Genomic DNA, 16115 nt, shown 5'->3' with positions numbered 1-16115 from the left:
ACAGACAAACAATACCGAATACCGGGACAAAAATACTATGACTGTTTCATCGAAAATCGTATCCACCGTCGAAGCATTACAAACAGTACTTGAAGACAATACCTGCCAGCACATCATTGTACGTGGTGCCCTTTCCAAACTGCCCTCCATCCGCTTGGCCCCGGGCAAGATACTGAGTGGTGAGAATGAAGAAGCAAAGTTGTTGTTTGCCCAAGGCGTCGATGGCCTGCAACTGACTTGCGACAACCAGGTTACAGGGCTTTATCTGGAAACATCGGTTGATAAACGGGCTATTTTTAACGATACCCAGCTTGATAACTTAGGCCAACTAAGACTGAGCCAAATTTCTACTATTGGGCAAGTGCAAATTCTTGCACAGGATAAAGTCCGCGCTGGACATGTTGAGGTCGACGGGTTGGATGTGATTGCAGCGGATACCCGTGCGCTAAATGAAAAGCCCAATGGCTATGGAGTCAATGTGACTCAAGGGGCATTTACATTATGGAACACGCAGAGCGATCAAAGCGTTATGATCACCGCGAGCCTGGTTGGCCTTTCTGCCGGTAGAGCTAACGCCCCAGTGTTTGGCAGCGGGATCTTTGTTAGTGGTACTTTGAACGGTGGCAAACTCAGTGCCCCCCTCCTTGAAACCGGAGCCGTCTACAGTGATGGCAAAATTGTGCCAGGGACGCCAAACCAGATTACTGGTGGGGTATTCACGGTATATAACGCTTTCGTCGATGTTGTCCGCAACAAAGGCCCGGTAGTGACCTACGGTGTCAACGATATGGTGCTGGATAATTGGGGCAACGTTGACCTTTGGGAGGCAGAGGCCAAACTAACTTCATATGGCCCTAGCGGCATCGGTTTTGTCAATTTCGGCAATGTGAATGAGCTGTATGTGCGAGCCCCGATTGAAACCTTCGGTCAGGGGGCTCGCGGTTTTAACGTCTATGACGGCTGTGTGAATATCGCCGAATTCGATCGTATCACCACGCATGCGGATGGTGCCATCGGCATTCAGATCAGCAAACCGATTGGCCGCCTGTGTGTGCGTCGTGGCATTGAAACCTTCGGGGGTACCGGTGACTCATTAGTCAAAGGGGTGGTTGTCACCTTATCGGCCATTGCTCTCAGCGTTAAGCCCGGTGGCTCGGTACAAGAAATCGAAATAGATGGTGGCGTGATGGCCCATGGCAAGGACATTAACAAGTTGGAAATTCTTGGGACGGTCAATGCATTACGTATTGGTCATGTCGCTGTAACCGGCAATTAATAAACCACTGGCAAACCAGCTCATTTTTTGGGCTGGCTTGCGGCTAGAAAGTGATTTTTTAAAATAATGGAAGGCTTTTATGAATAAAATTACAATCGCCAAAAATGGTCCTTACCTGATTACGGGAAAAACCAAACTCGTTGGAGTGATCAATTCCCCTGGTAAAGATGGTGTTATGCAGCAAAACACGGTTAAAACCTTCGAGACGCAAGATAATTATAGCCTGTGCCGCTGTGGCCACTCAAAGAATAAACCCTTCTGTGACGGCTCACATAGTACCGCCCATTTTGATGGTACAGAAACCGCCAACAAAGCGCCTTATCTTGACCGGGTACAAGTTGAGCAAGGCGATGGGTTTGAGCTTCTGGATGATAACCGCTGTGCCTTTGGTCGTTTTTGCCATAGAAAACATGGCGTTGAGGTCTGGACACTGACCGAAAAATCCAGTAACCCCAGTAATAAAGCAGAGGCTATTATTGGTGCCAGCGCCTGTCCATCTGGGCGTCTGACTGCATTGGTTGATAGCAAGCTGGTGGAAGATGAATACGAAGCGGTGATTTGCGTGGTGGAAGATCCTGAAAAAGGTGTCAGCGCAGGCCTCTATGTCCGTGGAGACGTTGCTCTTGATTCAGCAGAAACCGGTGATTACGAACAACGTAATCGATTAGCGCTTTGCCGCTGCGGTGCTTCCGGTAATAAACCTTTCTGTGATGGCTCTCACGTTAGTATCGGATTTAAAGACAAGAGCTAATGGGGACATCTCCCTAGACCGAATACAGCATGCCCCCATTTGTTACTTGATTTCCGTTGAACTGGATTGATAATGGGGGATAAGAAACGAGCTGCAATCCTTGCTATACGGGGTTTTAGTTAACTTCGATAGACTTGGGAAAAGTTTGAATGGTGCCGATAATAGGAGTCGAACCTACGACCTTCGCATTACGAATGCGCTGCTCTACCAACTGAGCTATATCGGCATTGAATCTGGCACAGCAATGTATGCCGGAATGCGTTGACCAAATTATGCAAAAGCAGAGGATGAGTCAATAGCTAACTCACCATCTGCTATATTTCACGCCAACTGTATACCTTGTATTACGCCTACCTGCATCTTGATTGAACTTGCGTATCACACCAGGGCACAGTAACCGTATTACACAGCCCCTGCACCCCGGCGGTTAACCACCAAGACCAGCTTGCCGACGGGCTAGCTACGCACTAAATCGTCGCCGTAACCAATCCATTTGTAAGTGGTTAAGGCATCTAGCCCCATCGGGCCACGGGCATGCAGTTTTTGGGTGCTGACTGCCACTTCTGCCCCCAGACCAAACTGACCACCATCGGTAAAGCGCGTGCTGGCATTGACGTAAACGGCAGCGGAATCAACCGCTCGCACAAAGTATTCAGCATGACTTAATGAACGGGTCAGAATTGCGTCTGAATGGTTGGTGCCGTGGATACGGATATGCTCAATGGCCTGATCGATATCGTCCACCAGCGCAACATTCAGATCCAGGGAAAGCCATTCGTCGTCGTAATCTTCTGCCGCAACGGGGACGACCTTCGCAGGCCCCGCCTGTAACAGCCGCATGGCATTATCACTGGCGTGCAATGTCAGCCCTGCGGTCGCCATACGGGCGCTCAGCGCGGGCAAAAAGCTCGCAGCAATGGAGCGGTTAACCAGTAAGGTTTCTAGTGAGTTGCAAGCACTGGGGCGCTGGGCTTTGGCATTTTCAATCACGGTTAAAGCTTTGTCATAATCGACGTTGTCATCCACATAGATATGACACACGCCAATCCCCCCGGTGATAACCGGAATGGTCGATTGCTCGCGGCACAATTTATGCAGCCCCGGGCCACCCCGTGGGATCAACATATCGACATAGCGATCCAGACGCAGTAATTGATTCACCCATTCACGATCTGGGCTTTCAATCGCCTGTACCGCCGCTGGCGGCAAATGGCATTCTGCCAAAGCCAGTTGGATCACTTTCACCATAGCCTGGTTGGTATGGTGGGTCTCTTTCCCACCACGCAAAATCACCGCGTTACCGGTTTTCAGGCATAGGCTGGCTACATCAATGGTCACGTTAGGGCGGGCTTCATAAATAACACCGATAACACCCAGTGGCACACGGCGGCGCTCCAATTTTAAGCCGCTATCCAACAAGCTGCCATCCAAAATATGACCAACGGGATCACTCAAGCGACATACTTGACGCACATCATCAGCGATGGCAGTCAAACGGGCTGGCGTCAGTAACAGGCGATCCTGCAGAGCATCACTCATCCCGGCAGCGCGCGCTTGCACCATATCTTGTTCATTTGCCTGTAGGATAGCGGCACTATTCGCTTCCAACATGTCGGCCATCACTGCCAACACCTGGTTTTTTTGCGCGGTACTCAGCGCTGCCAATTGCCAAGATGCCTGTTTGGCTGCTTTACCCATCTGCTCGAGCATGTTCACCTCTTAACTAACAATCATATCGTCACGATGGACTGCCACAGGGCCATATTCGTAACCCAAGATCTCGTTGATTTGCTGTGAATGATGCCCGGCGATCATGCGCATCGCATCACTATTATAACGGCTGACCCCATGAGCCAGGTCGCGACCCGCCTGGTTACGAATACGGATCACCTCGCCACGTGAGAAGTCACCTTTAACCTCACAGATCCCCTTCGGCAGCAATGAGCTACCACGGGCCATCATCGCTTCCGCTGCGCCATCATCAATAGTGACCTCACCCGCAGGGGGGGCACCAAAAATCCAGCGTTTACGGTTCTCCAATGGGGTTTGCAGGGCATGAAAGCGCGTGCCTACCGGGTTGCCGGCTATCACATCAGCCACGACACCGGGTTTGCTACCTGCAGCAATGATCACATCAATACCGGCACGACAAGCAACATCTGCCGCTTGTAACTTGGTGCCCATACCCCCTGTTCCCAACCCGGAAACACTGTCACCGGCGATGGCACGTAACGCATCATCAATGCCATGTACTTCACGGATCAGTTCCGCCGACGGGTTATTACGCGGATCGGCGGTGTACAAGCCTTGCTGATCGGTCAGCAGTAACAACTTATCGGCACCAGCCAGAATGGCAGCCAAAGCCGACAGATTATCGTTATCACCCACCTTGATTTCTGCCGTCGCGACTGCGTCGTTTTCGTTAATGACCGGCACAATGCGGTTATCGAGCAATGCGCTCATGGTGTCACGGGCATTGAGGAACCGTTCACGATCTTCTAAATCAGCACGCGTCAGTAACATCTGGCCGATATGGATACCATAGATGGAGAACAGTTGTTCCCATAACTGAATCAGGCGGCTCTGCCCTACTGCGGCCAGCAACTGTTTGGAGGCAATGGTTGCCGGTAGTTCTGGGTAGCCCAAGTGCTCGCGCCCTGCGGCAATGGCCCCAGAAGTCACAATAACAATACGGTGCCCAGCAGCATGTTGCTGCGCGCATTGGCGCACCAGTTCAACAATATGAGCACGATTAAGGCGTAGTGAACCACCCGTCAGTACGCTAGTACCCAATTTCACAACCAATGTCTGGCTGCTATTCATAATATTTCTGCCATTGGAGTAAGAAGGAAACGCAAAAGACGTTGTAGCAGGAGATGGGCGTTATGCCAACAGGCATAATGCAATTTCAGCGTAAATATCCTCAGCACCATTCCTCAGCACTATTCCATTTGTCGCCAGCTTGACGGCAAATGGAATACGCTTATACATAACAGCAGAACAGGTTAAGCCGAAAGTTAGATTGGTTGTTCGTTACCATCATCAGCAGGAACCAAGAGCAACTCCATACTGGTCAACAATTCACCCAAACGACGATGGAAGTCGCGTAGCGTGGTTTCCAGTTTTTCGCTAACTTCAGTATCTTTAATTTTCTCCGCTTGCCAATCACCTGCTTTATCAAATAAACCGATGTGATAGTTATAGATAAAACGGCATCCCTCTGCTTGCAGCTCAACCCACCAGCCCCAAAATTCACGGTTTTCCGGTGCGGGTTTAACATTGGTACAAACCGCTAAGCAATCAAAGAAAAAACAGTCATTCTCGCACTGTTCTTCGCGCAAATAGGGCCCCAGACTGGCGAAGCGTTTCATTAGCCGGCTTTTAGGATGGCCACTTGGTAATGTCATTCTTTAACCTCCTCAATATATCCCCCACCCTGTTCAGGGTACGGAGATATTGGCGACAATTGGAATACATATGGGTATGGCCACCCTTTTTAACAAACTATTGTAAATTAGCAAGTCATTAGTTCATTTTATCTTTCAACCAATCACAAATGCGCAGCAATGATTTATGAAAGCTCTGATAAGCCGGAGAACGCGGGATGCGGATTAACTTACCTTTTAAAGAAGAAGAGACAATTAATTGCGATTCTTCTTTCGGGCTGAGGGGATCCTCGTCCCAATAAGCAGAGAGCATCGGCGTTGGGCAACGGCGACCCAGTAAACCCTGAATTTTCAGGGAATAGCGATTGAGCTCCGTTTTCAATGCCACATCAGAAGCATTGGACATCCCCATTCGGCTGGCCAATACATCCATGTACATATCAGGCACATGATCCTGGCATTGCACTTGACACAATACGTTATGCACCATTGGGCCGACACAGGCGACAGCCCGTAAGCGCTGTGATTCCAGATAAGCCAACCTCACTGCCACATTGGCACCAAAGCGGAAACCAAATGCGCACACACGCGTATGATCTATCCAAGGTATGGATGGCAATTGCTGTAATACTTGCTGATGCAGGAAACTGGAGTCCTGGGTCAGTTTCCATTTATAGGATGAGCCAATAGAAGGCATGTCGATAGTCAGCATCGCAATACCATTATGGGCAAGATAATCACGGAACAAACGGTGATAGTCGGTTTGCAGTGTATCCAGGCTGCCGCATATCAAAACCGTTGGGAAAGGTGCCTGGCCGCTATCCGGCATATGCAGGAAACCGGAGATAGAGCCCCCCCCTTCAATGGCGAACTCCAGCGATTTTAACTGATACGGCAACAGCAGTGCGGCCTCTTCATAAGCACGATTAGCGAGTACCTCTGCCTGTTCCGCCAATTCATCCCCTTTCAGATGCGGATAACCTGCCAGGCTGTATAAATTGGTCGCCTTCAACCAATACTCCCCCCCCACCAGCGGATCTGTCTGCTCCTGCGCCCGTTGCTGCCATTGCATCCCTTGGCGTACCCACTCGTAGATCCAGTTACCGTTACGGTAACCTACCACCGTATCAAGCAGATGATCATCGCTATGCTCAGCGTTAGAAGCAGCAATACGCGCTAACACTTCACTCACTTCCAGTGGGTCAATGCCGCGCCACGTCCACAATAGATGGTTGAGCATACGATACCAGTTGCAATCAGTATCCCCCTCTAGGGTAGAGTGCATATCCGCGCCAACAACATGGTGAGCACGAGTGACCAGCACTGAGGTTTCGACATGCTTAAATGAGGGTTTGAACAGCACTTCAGAAAGGTTGGCTTGTGCCATAGTCATCACCATCTTCAAAATCTTGTACCAAGGCTTGATATCCAGTGTTATTCAAGTATCGGGCTATCAGTGGCTTTACGAAGTCTATGGTTTGGCTTTGTGTGATTACTGCCTGCCACTTGAACAAACTTGAGTCTATCTAGCCGGAATAGAGAGGGATAGTGTACCTAACTCTGGCAACAGAAACCAAAGTTCCACTCGTGAAATACAGAGATTTACAGAAAATAACGCAATCAGCCAACGCCAGAGCCCCTAATCCCGTCGTGATGCACGTAGGGTATAGATTAAGCCAGGCGTTGGTATGCTAAATAGGATAATTTGCTTAGCGGCTGCTAATCGGTGGGACGAAAGTGACCGCCATATCCCATGGCTGTTCGATCCAGGTATCCTGCGGAATATCAACCACATAATCGTCAACCAATGGGCGACCAGCAGGCTTGGCGAAGATGGTGACAAAATGCGCCTTAGGGTACATCTCGCGGATCGCTTGGGCAGTACCACCGGTATCTACCAAGTCATCAACCACGATAAAACCTTCACCGTCACCTTCAGCACGTTTGAGCACTTTCATTTCACGTTGGTTGTCATGGTCATAGCTGGAAATACAAACGGTATCAACATGACGGATACTCAGCTCACGCGCCAGCAACGAAGCGGGTACTAAACCACCACGGCTAACGGCAATAATGCCTTTCCATTGCTCTGCAGGCAGCAAGCGGTGTGCTAATTTGCGCGCATGCATTTGCAACATATCCCAAGTAACAACGTATTTTTCGCTCATAGAATGGTGTCCAGGTCCGCAAGATGCGGCTTAACTAAATAATTAGGAGAAAAAAGGTTGCGCGAGATTATAGAGACTACCAGCGCCGAATACCAGTTGAAGTGCAAGGATTCATCGGTATTTCGTCTGATAACCTTTGCTGTCATTGAGCCTTCATCGGCATGTCAGGCTAGTAAAGGTCTGTGATGCTTGAACGATCAGCGAGCAAAACAGCTCAATGCGGTACGCGCACACGCCAGAATAAAGTGATATTCTCTGAGCATCGTGCCACTAAGCACAGATAACCACTCACTCTAACCGCACGGCATTCACTCGCTGATAAGAATGCTGTTACAGGAGACTTATAGTGTCTGAATTGTCTCAACTTTCGCCACAGCCGCTGTGGGATATTTTCGCCAAAATCTGTTCTATACCACACCCTTCATATCATGAAGAAGCGCTGGCACAGCACATTCTGGACTGGGCTAAAACCAAGAACCTGCATGTCGAGCGTGATCAGGTTGGCAACTTGCTGCTACGTAAACCCGCAACCAAAGGTATGGAAAACCGCAAACCAGTGGCGCTACAAGCCCACCTGGATATGGTGCCACAGAAAAATAACGATACCGTTCACGACTTTGCCAAAGATCCAATACAACCTTATATCGATGGCGAATGGGTTAAAGCACGTGGTACCACGCTGGGTGCCGATAACGGTATTGGCATGGCTTCTGCGCTGGCGGTTCTGGCTGACGACAGTGTTGAACACGGCCCACTGGAAGTGTTGCTCACCATGACCGAAGAAGCCGGTATGGATGGTGCTTTCGGTTTACAACCCAACTGGTTGCAAGCCGATATTCTGATCAATACCGACTCAGAAGAAGAAGGCGAAATCTACATGGGCTGCGCGGGGGGTATTGATTTCATCACTACGCTGCCACTGCAACGTGAAGCGCTGCCTGCTGGCTACCAAACCTTCAAACTGATCCTCAAAGGGCTAAAGGGCGGCCACTCCGGTGGAGATATCCATCTTGGCCTGGGAAATGCCAATAAACTGCTGGCACGTTTCCTGTGTGCTCATTCTCAAGAGTTGAATCTGCGCCTGTTGGAGCTCAATGGGGGGACGTTGCGTAATGCCATTCCACGTGAAGCGGCTGCCGTGGTCGCCGTGCCCGCCGAGCAAGCCGATGCGCTGAAAGCCTTAAGCCAAAAGTTTCTGACTATTCTGAAGAACGAACTGGCGGCCAAAGAGAAAAACATCACAGTAATGTTAGAACCGGCTAACAGCTCGCTACAAGCATTGACCGCCGATTGCCAGAACCGTTTAGTGTCGCTGTTAAATGCAACACCTAACGGTGTGATTCGCATGAGTGATGAAGTGCAAGGCGTGGTAGAAACATCGCTGAACGTTGGCGTGGTGACAACCAGCGAACAAGAAGCCCAAATCATCTGTTTGGTGCGTTCTTTGATCGACAGCGGCAAAGACTATGTTGTCGGGATGCTGGCTGCGCTGGGCCAACTGGCTAACGCCAAAGGTGTTGCCAAGGGTAGTTACCCTGGCTGGCAACCGGATGCCCATTCACCGGTGATGCAACTGGTTCGTGAAACCTACCAGAGGCTGTTCAACAAGACGCCAAATATCATGGTGATCCACGCTGGGTTGGAATGTGGTCTGTTCAAAAAGCCCTATCCGAATATGGATATGGTCTCCATTGGGCCAACCATTACCGGGCCTCACTCCCCAGATGAGCAGGTGCATATCGCCAGTGTGGGTCAATACTGGATACTGCTAACCGAACTGCTAAACGCGATTCCTGAGCGTAGCTAATACCACGTCTCTTAGGCCCAGAAATCTGGGCCTATACCACTTAATACTTCAAGTTCATTGGGTGTTAGTCGCGCTCAATCACCCAAGTCACACCATTATCTATGCTCCTGAGGATTAATGGCAGTCAACACTCAAGCAAATTGATGTCTGATGGGTATATTTACCCCATTTCAAGTGGCGCAATAACGGCTTGTACCTTTAAGCACCCGCGTGCTTAAGCCAGGGGGCAATAAATTTCAGAATGTGTTTGATCGTTTGGTGATGGATTTTTTGACGTTGCGCCATCAGCGATCCACAAATATAGGCTTCCCCCTCCTCTGCCAAGAGTGCGGTGGCTGTAGGTTTGCATAGAGGTAAAAAGTCGAAATGGTTAGCTCCTGCGAGTTGTGTTGCAATGATGGGGTATTTGCCTTGGTAAGCGGCCAACATATTGCCTTGCAAGTTGACCGCTTGGTTGCCAGGGATATAGTGCTGTACAGCAACGATCAGTAGCGGGGCACTCAACGTTTTCAAGCTGGATGGCTGGAGATAGGGCACCATACCCGGATCAAGCGCAACCGCGAACTGGATCCGATTGTCTCGATAATCTGCATCAAATTTTGTTGCTGGAACCTGCTCTAAATGGACCCCTTTGTAAAAAATACAGTTTGGTGAGTCAGGTTGCTGTTGGCATCCGGCGGAAAAGTCTCTCAGAGATACTCGCCCGCCCAGTAGTGCAATAGCACTGTACCCACCTTTTGAATGGCCGATTACCCCAATAGCTTGGGATGAGATCCGGGGCTGCCAGGTAGGATCGACGAGAACATCGTCAAGCAACGCGGAAATATCGCGTGTCTGCTCCCATAACCGAATCGACTGCGCAGGTACGGAGTTACCAGTAGTGCTGCCAGGGTGATCCGTTGCGATAACAATGATACCGCGTTGTACTAACGCGTACGCTAACCAAGACAGACTTTCTTTATTGCCGCCACTGCCGTGACTTAATATCACCAGAGGAAAAGGCCCTGCTGCAGGGGGGGCGTTAAGTTGTGCCTCGCTACTGACAAATACTGGATTATTGCTTATTTTCTGTCGTTTTTCATGAGACGAGGTTGGATAGTAGATCCTCGAAACCAGTTGGCGTTCTTCATTATGAAAAATCTGTATCCTACTGCCAACTTGCCAATCCGATGCTATCGCTGTTGTGCAGAAAAAGACCCATAAAAGTGTAACTATTTTCATCGCTGTTCATCCTGATTTGAATAGAAAACTCAAGGATGAGGACGGAGAACGTCATACGCGACCTTGATCGTGTTTTAGGTCTTCAAAATTTTGCTCCCAGATGCAGCGGGCGAGCATGTGCCCATAGAACCAGGCTGAACCAGGCAGTCTGGGAGCTAAGTCAGGTGACTTCTGCGTAATAACATTCGCTGTATTGTGGTTTTAATGGCTGTCCTCCATACCCTAAATACGTCGAGTTTACTGAGCGACAAATCGGTCAGCGACTGATTTGAACAACTTATACAAATAGGTGACTGGGGGGAGTGGGACAGCCAACTGTTCACCTTGCCCATTTTGGGTAATGTGTGTCGGTATTCTGGTATTAAAATTTTAACCGTCTAGAATCGCCTTTTTTACTTCCGGAAGGATGAGGGACTTGTGTTACTAATCCCACTATCATTTTTATTGAGTTTATTGTGCTTTGGGCTACTACTGCGAATGGAGTGGCCAACCAAGGGGCGTTGGGTATTACAGTTATTGCTAATTGTTTGCGTTTGGCAAAGTGCGTTGATAGGTATGCGTTTTGGCTACCAAATGGCATGGGTAGGCAAATTGCAACCTATAGGTGCTGTTTTAATCCCCTTGTTGTGCCATTTCGCCTACATGCAGTGTGTAATAGGCTCATTAGGCAAAATTGCCTCGCACACTTTTGTTTTATCTGTTCTGGTCTTGTTCGCGCAACACGTTATCCCAGTGATATTGGATTGGATCATTATCGTGAGTTACTTGGGGTATGGTTTCGCGGTGCTTCGTAATTTTAGACTTCACAATAAAAACAATCAGTTATTTACCACAAAGGAAAGCAGCACCAGCCATCCGCTGTGGTTTGGAGCGGCGATTTTACTCATCATGAGCGGTGTTATCGAGTCGCTTATTGTCATGGATTTTGCCCTCATGTCGGGTGTACATGTAGGGAAACTGATTACCTTTGCTAACGTGACCATTTTTATTCTCGTCGTGTTGATGTCGCCAATAAGTTGGCGGCAATCAAGCACAGAAGTGGGCCACGAAGTGCAATTATCTAGCGCTTCACCCCATGATGTGGCGCTTTATGAAAACTGGTTCAACCAAATCAACCAACGCTTGCTGCATGAACATCTGTATCTGGATGCCGACCTTAATTTAGCGCTCTTGGCCCGTAAGGTGGGGTTGCCTGCACGTAAAATATCACAGGCAATTAACCAACAGACAGGAATGAACGTGTCCCAATTTATTAATAAGATGCGAATTCAATATGCTGCACAGCGGCTTGTACACAGTGAGAGTACAGTGACTGAAGTTATGCTGGATGCAGGGTTTAACACCAAGTCAAATTTTAACCGCGAATTCAGACGTGTTTACGGTGTTAACCCGAGTGAATGGCGTCAAAATCATTCATCTACTTCGTGCTGATGCGCGATCATCAGGTTGTTATAGTGTTCATTATAGGCACGGCGAAATTGAGCCAATTCAAAGGGGCGATATACAGTTCGGCAAAATAGAACAGGGCGGCTTCGGTGTGCTCGTTATGTAATTCTGGCGACAAACCTGCTCGCACCGCATCAGGTAACGCAAAACGTTGAGCCAAGGGCAGAAGTCGTTATCTGCTGTGAAGCCGAGGCGCTGTGGTCGTATGTCCGCAGTAAAGGCAATCCGCGCTGGCTGTTTTATTACTATGATCGTATCCGAAAGCGCGTCATCTCCTACGTATTTGGCCCGCGAAATACCGCACGTCTCTTAGGCCCAGAAATCTGGGCCTATTTCCATTTTATTACTGCGCCGACTTTTGCCCCAAGTTACCGCTGATTTCATTCATCTGCGCTTGAATCAATGCCGCGCTGAGTGGTAACAACAGAAAAGCAAACAGGACAACCAACCAGGTTTTATACCTTGGCACTTGCCCATTACTTTCAATTATGGTGCATTGATTATCACTTAGCCTAGAGACAATAATTGGAGCAACAAAGAAGGGTAGCAAAAACATCGACCACCCAGCACATTTAGGGGTTAATAACGTAGGTGATTGGGTAAAGGTCCTGATTTCCGCATGAATTTTCACAAACCAGAAAATATAATAAAACGGCACCACGAACAGAAAAAACGTTATTACTGGGGAGCGATACTTAGCTGGCTGAGGGGGTGTTTCTCTTAACGGTGGAGACTCATAAAACAAACAGGATTTTACGGGTATAAGAAGCAGAGTCCCTACAATGATGGGAGTAGAGACCAGGGTAAAAAAGACGACTGGATCTTCAAGTAACGAAGCAGTATAGAGATAGGTAGAAATTGGCATCATAACTATATTGAACCCAAACTTTAGCGTTACCAGCATACCAAATGCGAGAACAAAGGCTTCGACACTGCCAATCGCCCCAGCAATAAAGGCCGGAATAATAAGCAACATCGCCCCGATGCCTAAGCCTATTAAAAATTCTGCTATAACCAAGACTTCAACATTTCCAGGATTAGAACTGAACAAAGAAAAACCCAATAAAACTAACCCACTGAATAGGTAAAGCATATAATAATTCTTGATCCGACTGGCAACCCAGGCAAGGATTGCGCCAAAGAATAAACCAGCCTGTTGAGTTGCATGGACCGTGCCAATATCAGTCATGGACAAGTCTGAATTGGCTTTGATAAAGAGCAAGCCAGCAGTACTGAAAAAGTACTGACTAAAACCAAAAGCAACAAAATAAAAAACTAATCCCCAAAATCGATAACTGCTTTGCAGGTCTGCCCACGTCCATTTTTTTACTGGCGTTTTTTGGCTGATTACCATTTACTTTATCCCTCTTTTTTGAATATCTACCTAGACAAGATTTTTCTAGTTTTAGCTATTTTCTGGTTTTAACTATTTTCTAGTTTTAACAACGACAATAAGCTTATACAAGCTTTCATGCGCTGACTCAAAAATTCGACAGGATAAGCTCCCACGAAATGATCACACCACAAGGGAGCGAAACACATTGAAAATTAATGATTAAAAATGATGATTTACTGCTTGGTTTTGATTACCACGTCAGCACTAACTGCCGCTCTAATTGAGGGTCGAGCAGAGTGACATGCAAGCCAACCAACCGAACACCACGCCCTTCCCGCCGGCTTTGCCATACCTGATGAGCAACGTTAAGCAAATCCTCTTTGTTCAACACTGGCCAAACATGCTCTTGGGTTGTTTGTTGAAAATCGTGGAATTTCAGCTTCACCCCCTGCCGGGCAATATGTAGGTCGGGTTTCACTTTGCGTAAGCGCATTTCAAGCTCAGGGTAAAGCTTCTCGTTGATCAAGGCTTCACACTCTTCCCAGTGATGAATATCTACGGCTAACGTCCGTTCAACACCGAGTGATTTCCGTAAGCGATCAGGCGAAATTTCGCGATCATCAATACCCTGACAGCGTTCCCATAACACGCGGCCAAATTTACCGAAACGTTTTAATAAAGCCGCCAGATCATATCCCTGCACATCCGCACAGGTGATTAAGCCCACTTCTTCCAACCGTTTTGCGGTGACCTTCCCTACACCAGGGATCTTACTAAGGGGTAATTGTTGCAAGAATGCCGGGACTTGCGCGGGGGTAATCACATATTGGCCATTAGGTTTATTCAATTCAGAGGCGATCTTGGCCAGAAATTTGATCGGAGCAATACCCGCAGAGGCGGTTAGTTCAAGTTCATCGGCAATAGCCTGGCGGATCTCTTGAGCAATCAGCGTGGCAGAACCGTGGTGGTGAGTGCTATGAGTCACATCCAGATAGGCTTCGTCCAGAGAAAGGGGTTCAATCAACGACGTATAACGTGAAAAGATATCGCGAATATGCAGAGAGACTTCTTTGTAAACCGCCATCCGCCCCGGTAGTAATTTCAAATGCGGGCATAACTTCAGTGCCGTTGCCGTCGCCATGGCGCTATGCACACCATAACGGCGCGCGGGGTAGTTAGCTGTGCTAATCACACCACGCCGATCCGCACTGCCGCCAATCGCCAGCGGAATTTCGCGCAGGCTAGGGTCATCGCGCATCTCTACCGCCGCGAAGAAGCAATCCATATCAACATGAATAATTTTACGCATCACGCCCCCAATAATACTGTATAAGTATACAGCTTGTTATTAAAAGCTCAATCCCCTTGTTTTACCGCTTGGACTGGTGAAATAAAATAAGGGTGCTGTAAACAGCACCCTTAGTTCTTATTTCACAAGATCCGGTTTTTTACAGGATCCGGTGTTTTATAGGATCCGATGTTTTTCCAACTGTTCACGTCGTTTTGCTTCTTTTGCCAGCCGTTTTTTACGGGCATCACAAGGCTCTGGGCAATCACAGACCTTTTCTATCCCCAACGCCGTTATGCCACCACAACTGCCCTGCAAGGCGCGGCGCCGGAAAACATAACCCAACGACATGCCCCCAACCACCAACAGGAACAGCACAAAGGATACAGCGAATGTCATCAGCATAATCGCCTCACGAACCTGACTTCAGATAAGGCTTAAAGGCATCGGAGTAGCGTTCTTCAAACCCTTTATCTGTTTTGACTATCATAAATACCGGGATACCCAACAGATTCGCCAATGCTAATCCTCGTTCTGGCCCCAGTACATTCAACCCAGTGGCAAGTCCGTCTGCTGTCATGCATGATGGACTGAGTACCGAAACTGAAACCAGATTATGGCTGATCGGTTTGCCAGTAAGCGGGTCAATAGTATGAGAATAGCGCATACCGTCTTTTTCGAAATAATTACGGTAATCACCTGATGTCGCGATCGCCATCTCGCCCGGCTCAATCACTAAATGTGCCGTTTGCTCTACACCCGCGGTTGGCCGCTCAATAGCGATACGCCATGCCTTGTTTTCACCATTGTGGCCACGAGTACGAACTTCCCCGCCAATATCCACCATATAGTTTTCAACATGTTGTGATTGCAGATACTCTGCTACCACATCGACACCATAACCTTTGGCGATGGCAGAGAGATCAACATACAGTTCCGGAATACGCTTCACCAGCGCATTGCCTTCTACCGCAAGATGCTCGCTCCCTGTCCAGCTACGGCGTAACGCCAACTGTTCATCGCTTGGCACTTTATCTGGACGCCCCTCAGGGCCAAAACCCCAGAGGTTGACCAACGGCCCCACCGTCACATCCAAGGCACCTTCAGTGACATGGTTAAGGCGCAATGCCTCCACTACCACTTTGGCAGTGGCAGCAGAGACCGGGAAAGGTTTGTTGATTTCGCGGCTACGGTTAAAACGGCTCAACTCGGAATCTGGCCGGTAGGTCGACATCTGTTGGTTCACCAGCTCCAGCTGTTGGTCGATCCCTTGTTGTAACTTTTCTGCAGAAGGTGTTCCATCACCAGGAATATAGCGGACTGAGTAATAGGTCCCCATGGTTTTACCATCGAGATTTTCTTGCTTTGGCCCGCAAGCTGTTAACAAAAATGCGGCGCCAAGCGCCGCTAAAGTGATGAAAAATTTCATTCTGGTG

Annotated in this window: 14 protein-coding genes, 1 tRNA gene and 2 pseudogenes; 5 read left to right on the top strand and 12 right to left on the bottom strand. The window is 48.5% G+C overall.

Going from position 1 to position 16115, the window contains the following annotated elements:
- The first annotated feature begins 37 nt into the window (after positions 1-37).
- Positions 38-1276 carry a hypothetical protein gene (locus AC2A06_RS00190; protein WP_484378972.1) on the top strand — a complete coding sequence of 413 codons (1239 nt, stop codon included), beginning with the start codon at positions 38-40 and terminating at the stop codon, positions 1274-1276.
- A 79-nt stretch (positions 1277-1355) separates the two neighbouring features.
- A complete protein-coding gene (locus AC2A06_RS00185; protein WP_484378971.1) occupies positions 1356-2027 on the top strand; it encodes a CDGSH iron-sulfur domain-containing protein in 672 nt (223 codons plus the stop codon).
- A 150-nt stretch (positions 2028-2177) separates the two neighbouring features.
- Here the strand turns inward: AC2A06_RS00185 and AC2A06_RS00180 are convergent.
- From AC2A06_RS00180 to gpt, 6 genes are all read right to left on the bottom strand, one after another.
- A tRNA-Thr gene (locus tag AC2A06_RS00180) sits at positions 2178-2253 on the bottom strand.
- Between the two features lie 230 nt (positions 2254-2483).
- Positions 2484-3737, bottom strand: coding sequence for a glutamate-5-semialdehyde dehydrogenase (gene proA / locus AC2A06_RS00175; protein WP_484378970.1), 1254 nt, complete (start codon positions 3735-3737; stop codon positions 2484-2486).
- Between the two features lie 9 nt (positions 3738-3746).
- Complete coding sequence (gene proB / locus AC2A06_RS00170; RefSeq protein WP_484378969.1) at positions 3747-4850, bottom strand: glutamate 5-kinase; 1104 nt, start codon at positions 4848-4850, stop codon at positions 3747-3749.
- Between the two features lie 194 nt (positions 4851-5044).
- Complete coding sequence (crl, locus tag AC2A06_RS00165; RefSeq protein WP_023490772.1) at positions 5045-5434, bottom strand: sigma factor-binding protein Crl; 390 nt, start codon at positions 5432-5434, stop codon at positions 5045-5047.
- 118 nt (positions 5435-5552) lie between these two features.
- Positions 5553-6800 carry an esterase FrsA gene (frsA, locus tag AC2A06_RS00160; protein ID WP_484378968.1) on the bottom strand — a complete coding sequence of 416 codons (1248 nt, stop codon included), beginning with the start codon at positions 6798-6800 and terminating at the stop codon, positions 5553-5555.
- 322 nt (positions 6801-7122) lie between these two features.
- On the bottom strand, positions 7123-7581 hold the full coding sequence (gene gpt, locus AC2A06_RS00155) for a xanthine phosphoribosyltransferase (protein WP_484378967.1): 459 nt from the start codon (positions 7579-7581) through the stop codon (positions 7123-7125).
- A gap of 346 nt (positions 7582-7927) precedes the next feature.
- Here gpt and pepD point away from each other — a divergent pair, with 346 nt between their 5' ends.
- The gene (gene pepD / locus AC2A06_RS00150; RefSeq protein ID WP_484378966.1) at positions 7928-9388 is read left to right on the top strand and encodes a beta-Ala-His dipeptidase; all 1461 of its coding nucleotides are present in this window, start codon (positions 7928-7930) and stop codon (positions 9386-9388) included.
- A 198-nt stretch (positions 9389-9586) separates the two neighbouring features.
- Here pepD and AC2A06_RS00145 read toward each other — a convergent pair whose 3' ends face one another.
- Positions 9587-10609, bottom strand: a complete 1023-nt coding sequence (locus AC2A06_RS00145; RefSeq protein WP_484378965.1) for an alpha/beta hydrolase family protein — start codon at positions 10607-10609, stop codon at positions 9587-9589.
- A 477-nt stretch (positions 10610-11086) separates the two neighbouring features.
- Between AC2A06_RS00145 and AC2A06_RS00140 the strand changes: the two genes are divergently transcribed.
- Positions 11087-12040 (top strand): helix-turn-helix domain-containing protein, encoded by a 954-nt coding sequence (locus AC2A06_RS00140; protein WP_484378964.1) that lies wholly within the window; start codon positions 11087-11089, stop codon positions 12038-12040.
- Here AC2A06_RS00140 and AC2A06_RS00135 read toward each other — a convergent pair.
- A pseudogene (locus AC2A06_RS00135) lies at positions 12019-12185 on the bottom strand (DUF1198 family protein); the annotation flags it as partial. The gene AC2A06_RS00140 and the pseudogene AC2A06_RS00135 overlap by 22 nt on opposite strands.
- On the opposite strand from AC2A06_RS00135, the pseudogene AC2A06_RS00130 reads away from it, so the two are divergent.
- Positions 12185-12364, top strand: a pseudogene (locus AC2A06_RS00130) (IS1 family transposase); the annotation flags it as partial. The pseudogenes AC2A06_RS00135 and AC2A06_RS00130 overlap by 1 nt on opposite strands.
- 34 nt (positions 12365-12398) lie before the next feature.
- Here the strand turns inward: AC2A06_RS00130 and AC2A06_RS00125 are convergent.
- The 4 genes from AC2A06_RS00125 to AC2A06_RS00110 form a co-directional block, all read right to left on the bottom strand.
- Positions 12399-13409, bottom strand: a complete 1011-nt coding sequence (locus AC2A06_RS00125) for a hypothetical protein (protein WP_484378963.1) — start codon at positions 13407-13409, stop codon at positions 12399-12401.
- Between the two features lie 232 nt (positions 13410-13641).
- Complete coding sequence (gene dinB, locus AC2A06_RS00120) at positions 13642-14700, bottom strand: DNA polymerase IV (protein ID WP_023490779.1); 1059 nt, start codon at positions 14698-14700, stop codon at positions 13642-13644.
- Between the two features lie 156 nt (positions 14701-14856).
- A complete protein-coding gene (gene nqrM, locus AC2A06_RS00115; protein ID WP_023490780.1) occupies positions 14857-15084 on the bottom strand; it encodes a (Na+)-NQR maturation NqrM in 228 nt (75 codons plus the stop codon).
- A 7-nt stretch (positions 15085-15091) separates the two neighbouring features.
- The gene (locus tag AC2A06_RS00110; protein ID WP_484378962.1) at positions 15092-16108 is read right to left on the bottom strand and encodes an FAD:protein FMN transferase; all 1017 of its coding nucleotides are present in this window, start codon (positions 16106-16108) and stop codon (positions 15092-15094) included.
- Positions 16109-16115 lie beyond the last annotated feature (7 nt).

Source organism: Serratia sp. HNCC26DJ244, assembly GCF_057180565.1.
Note: the sequence above shows the minus strand (reverse complement) of the source record. Positions and strands in the feature narration are given on the sequence as shown.

What these genes read in the sequence shown, in the direction of transcription:
- AC2A06_RS00190 (WP_484378972.1), top strand. Translation starts at nt 38, where the DNA reads ATGACTGTTTCATCGAAAATCGTATCCACCGTCGAAGCATTACAAACA.
- AC2A06_RS00185 (WP_484378971.1), top strand. Translation starts at nt 1,356, where the DNA reads ATGAATAAAATTACAATCGCCAAAAATGGTCCTTACCTGATTACGGGA.
- proA (WP_484378970.1), bottom strand. Translation starts at nt 3,737, where the DNA reads ATGCTCGAGCAGATGGGTAAAGCAGCCAAACAGGCATCTTGGCAATTG.
- proB (WP_484378969.1), bottom strand. Translation starts at nt 4,850, where the DNA reads ATGAATAGCAGCCAGACATTGGTTGTGAAATTGGGTACTAGCGTACTG.
- crl (WP_023490772.1), bottom strand. Translation starts at nt 5,434, where the DNA reads ATGACATTACCAAGTGGCCATCCTAAAAGCCGGCTAATGAAACGCTTC.
- frsA (WP_484378968.1), bottom strand. Translation starts at nt 6,800, where the DNA reads ATGGCACAAGCCAACCTTTCTGAAGTGCTGTTCAAACCCTCATTTAAG.
- gpt (WP_484378967.1), bottom strand. Translation starts at nt 7,581, where the DNA reads ATGAGCGAAAAATACGTTGTTACTTGGGATATGTTGCAAATGCATGCG.
- AC2A06_RS00145 (WP_484378965.1), bottom strand. Translation starts at nt 10,609, where the DNA reads ATGAAAATAGTTACACTTTTATGGGTCTTTTTCTGCACAACAGCGATA.
- AC2A06_RS00140 (WP_484378964.1), top strand. Translation starts at nt 11,087, where the DNA reads ATGGAGTGGCCAACCAAGGGGCGTTGGGTATTACAGTTATTGCTAATT.
- AC2A06_RS00125 (WP_484378963.1), bottom strand. Translation starts at nt 13,409, where the DNA reads ATGGTAATCAGCCAAAAAACGCCAGTAAAAAAATGGACGTGGGCAGAC.
- dinB (WP_023490779.1), bottom strand. Translation starts at nt 14,700, where the DNA reads ATGCGTAAAATTATTCATGTTGATATGGATTGCTTCTTCGCGGCGGTA.
- nqrM (WP_023490780.1), bottom strand. Translation starts at nt 15,084, where the DNA reads ATGCTGATGACATTCGCTGTATCCTTTGTGCTGTTCCTGTTGGTGGTT.
- AC2A06_RS00110 (WP_484378962.1), bottom strand. Translation starts at nt 16,108, where the DNA reads ATGAAATTTTTCATCACTTTAGCGGCGCTTGGCGCCGCATTTTTGTTA.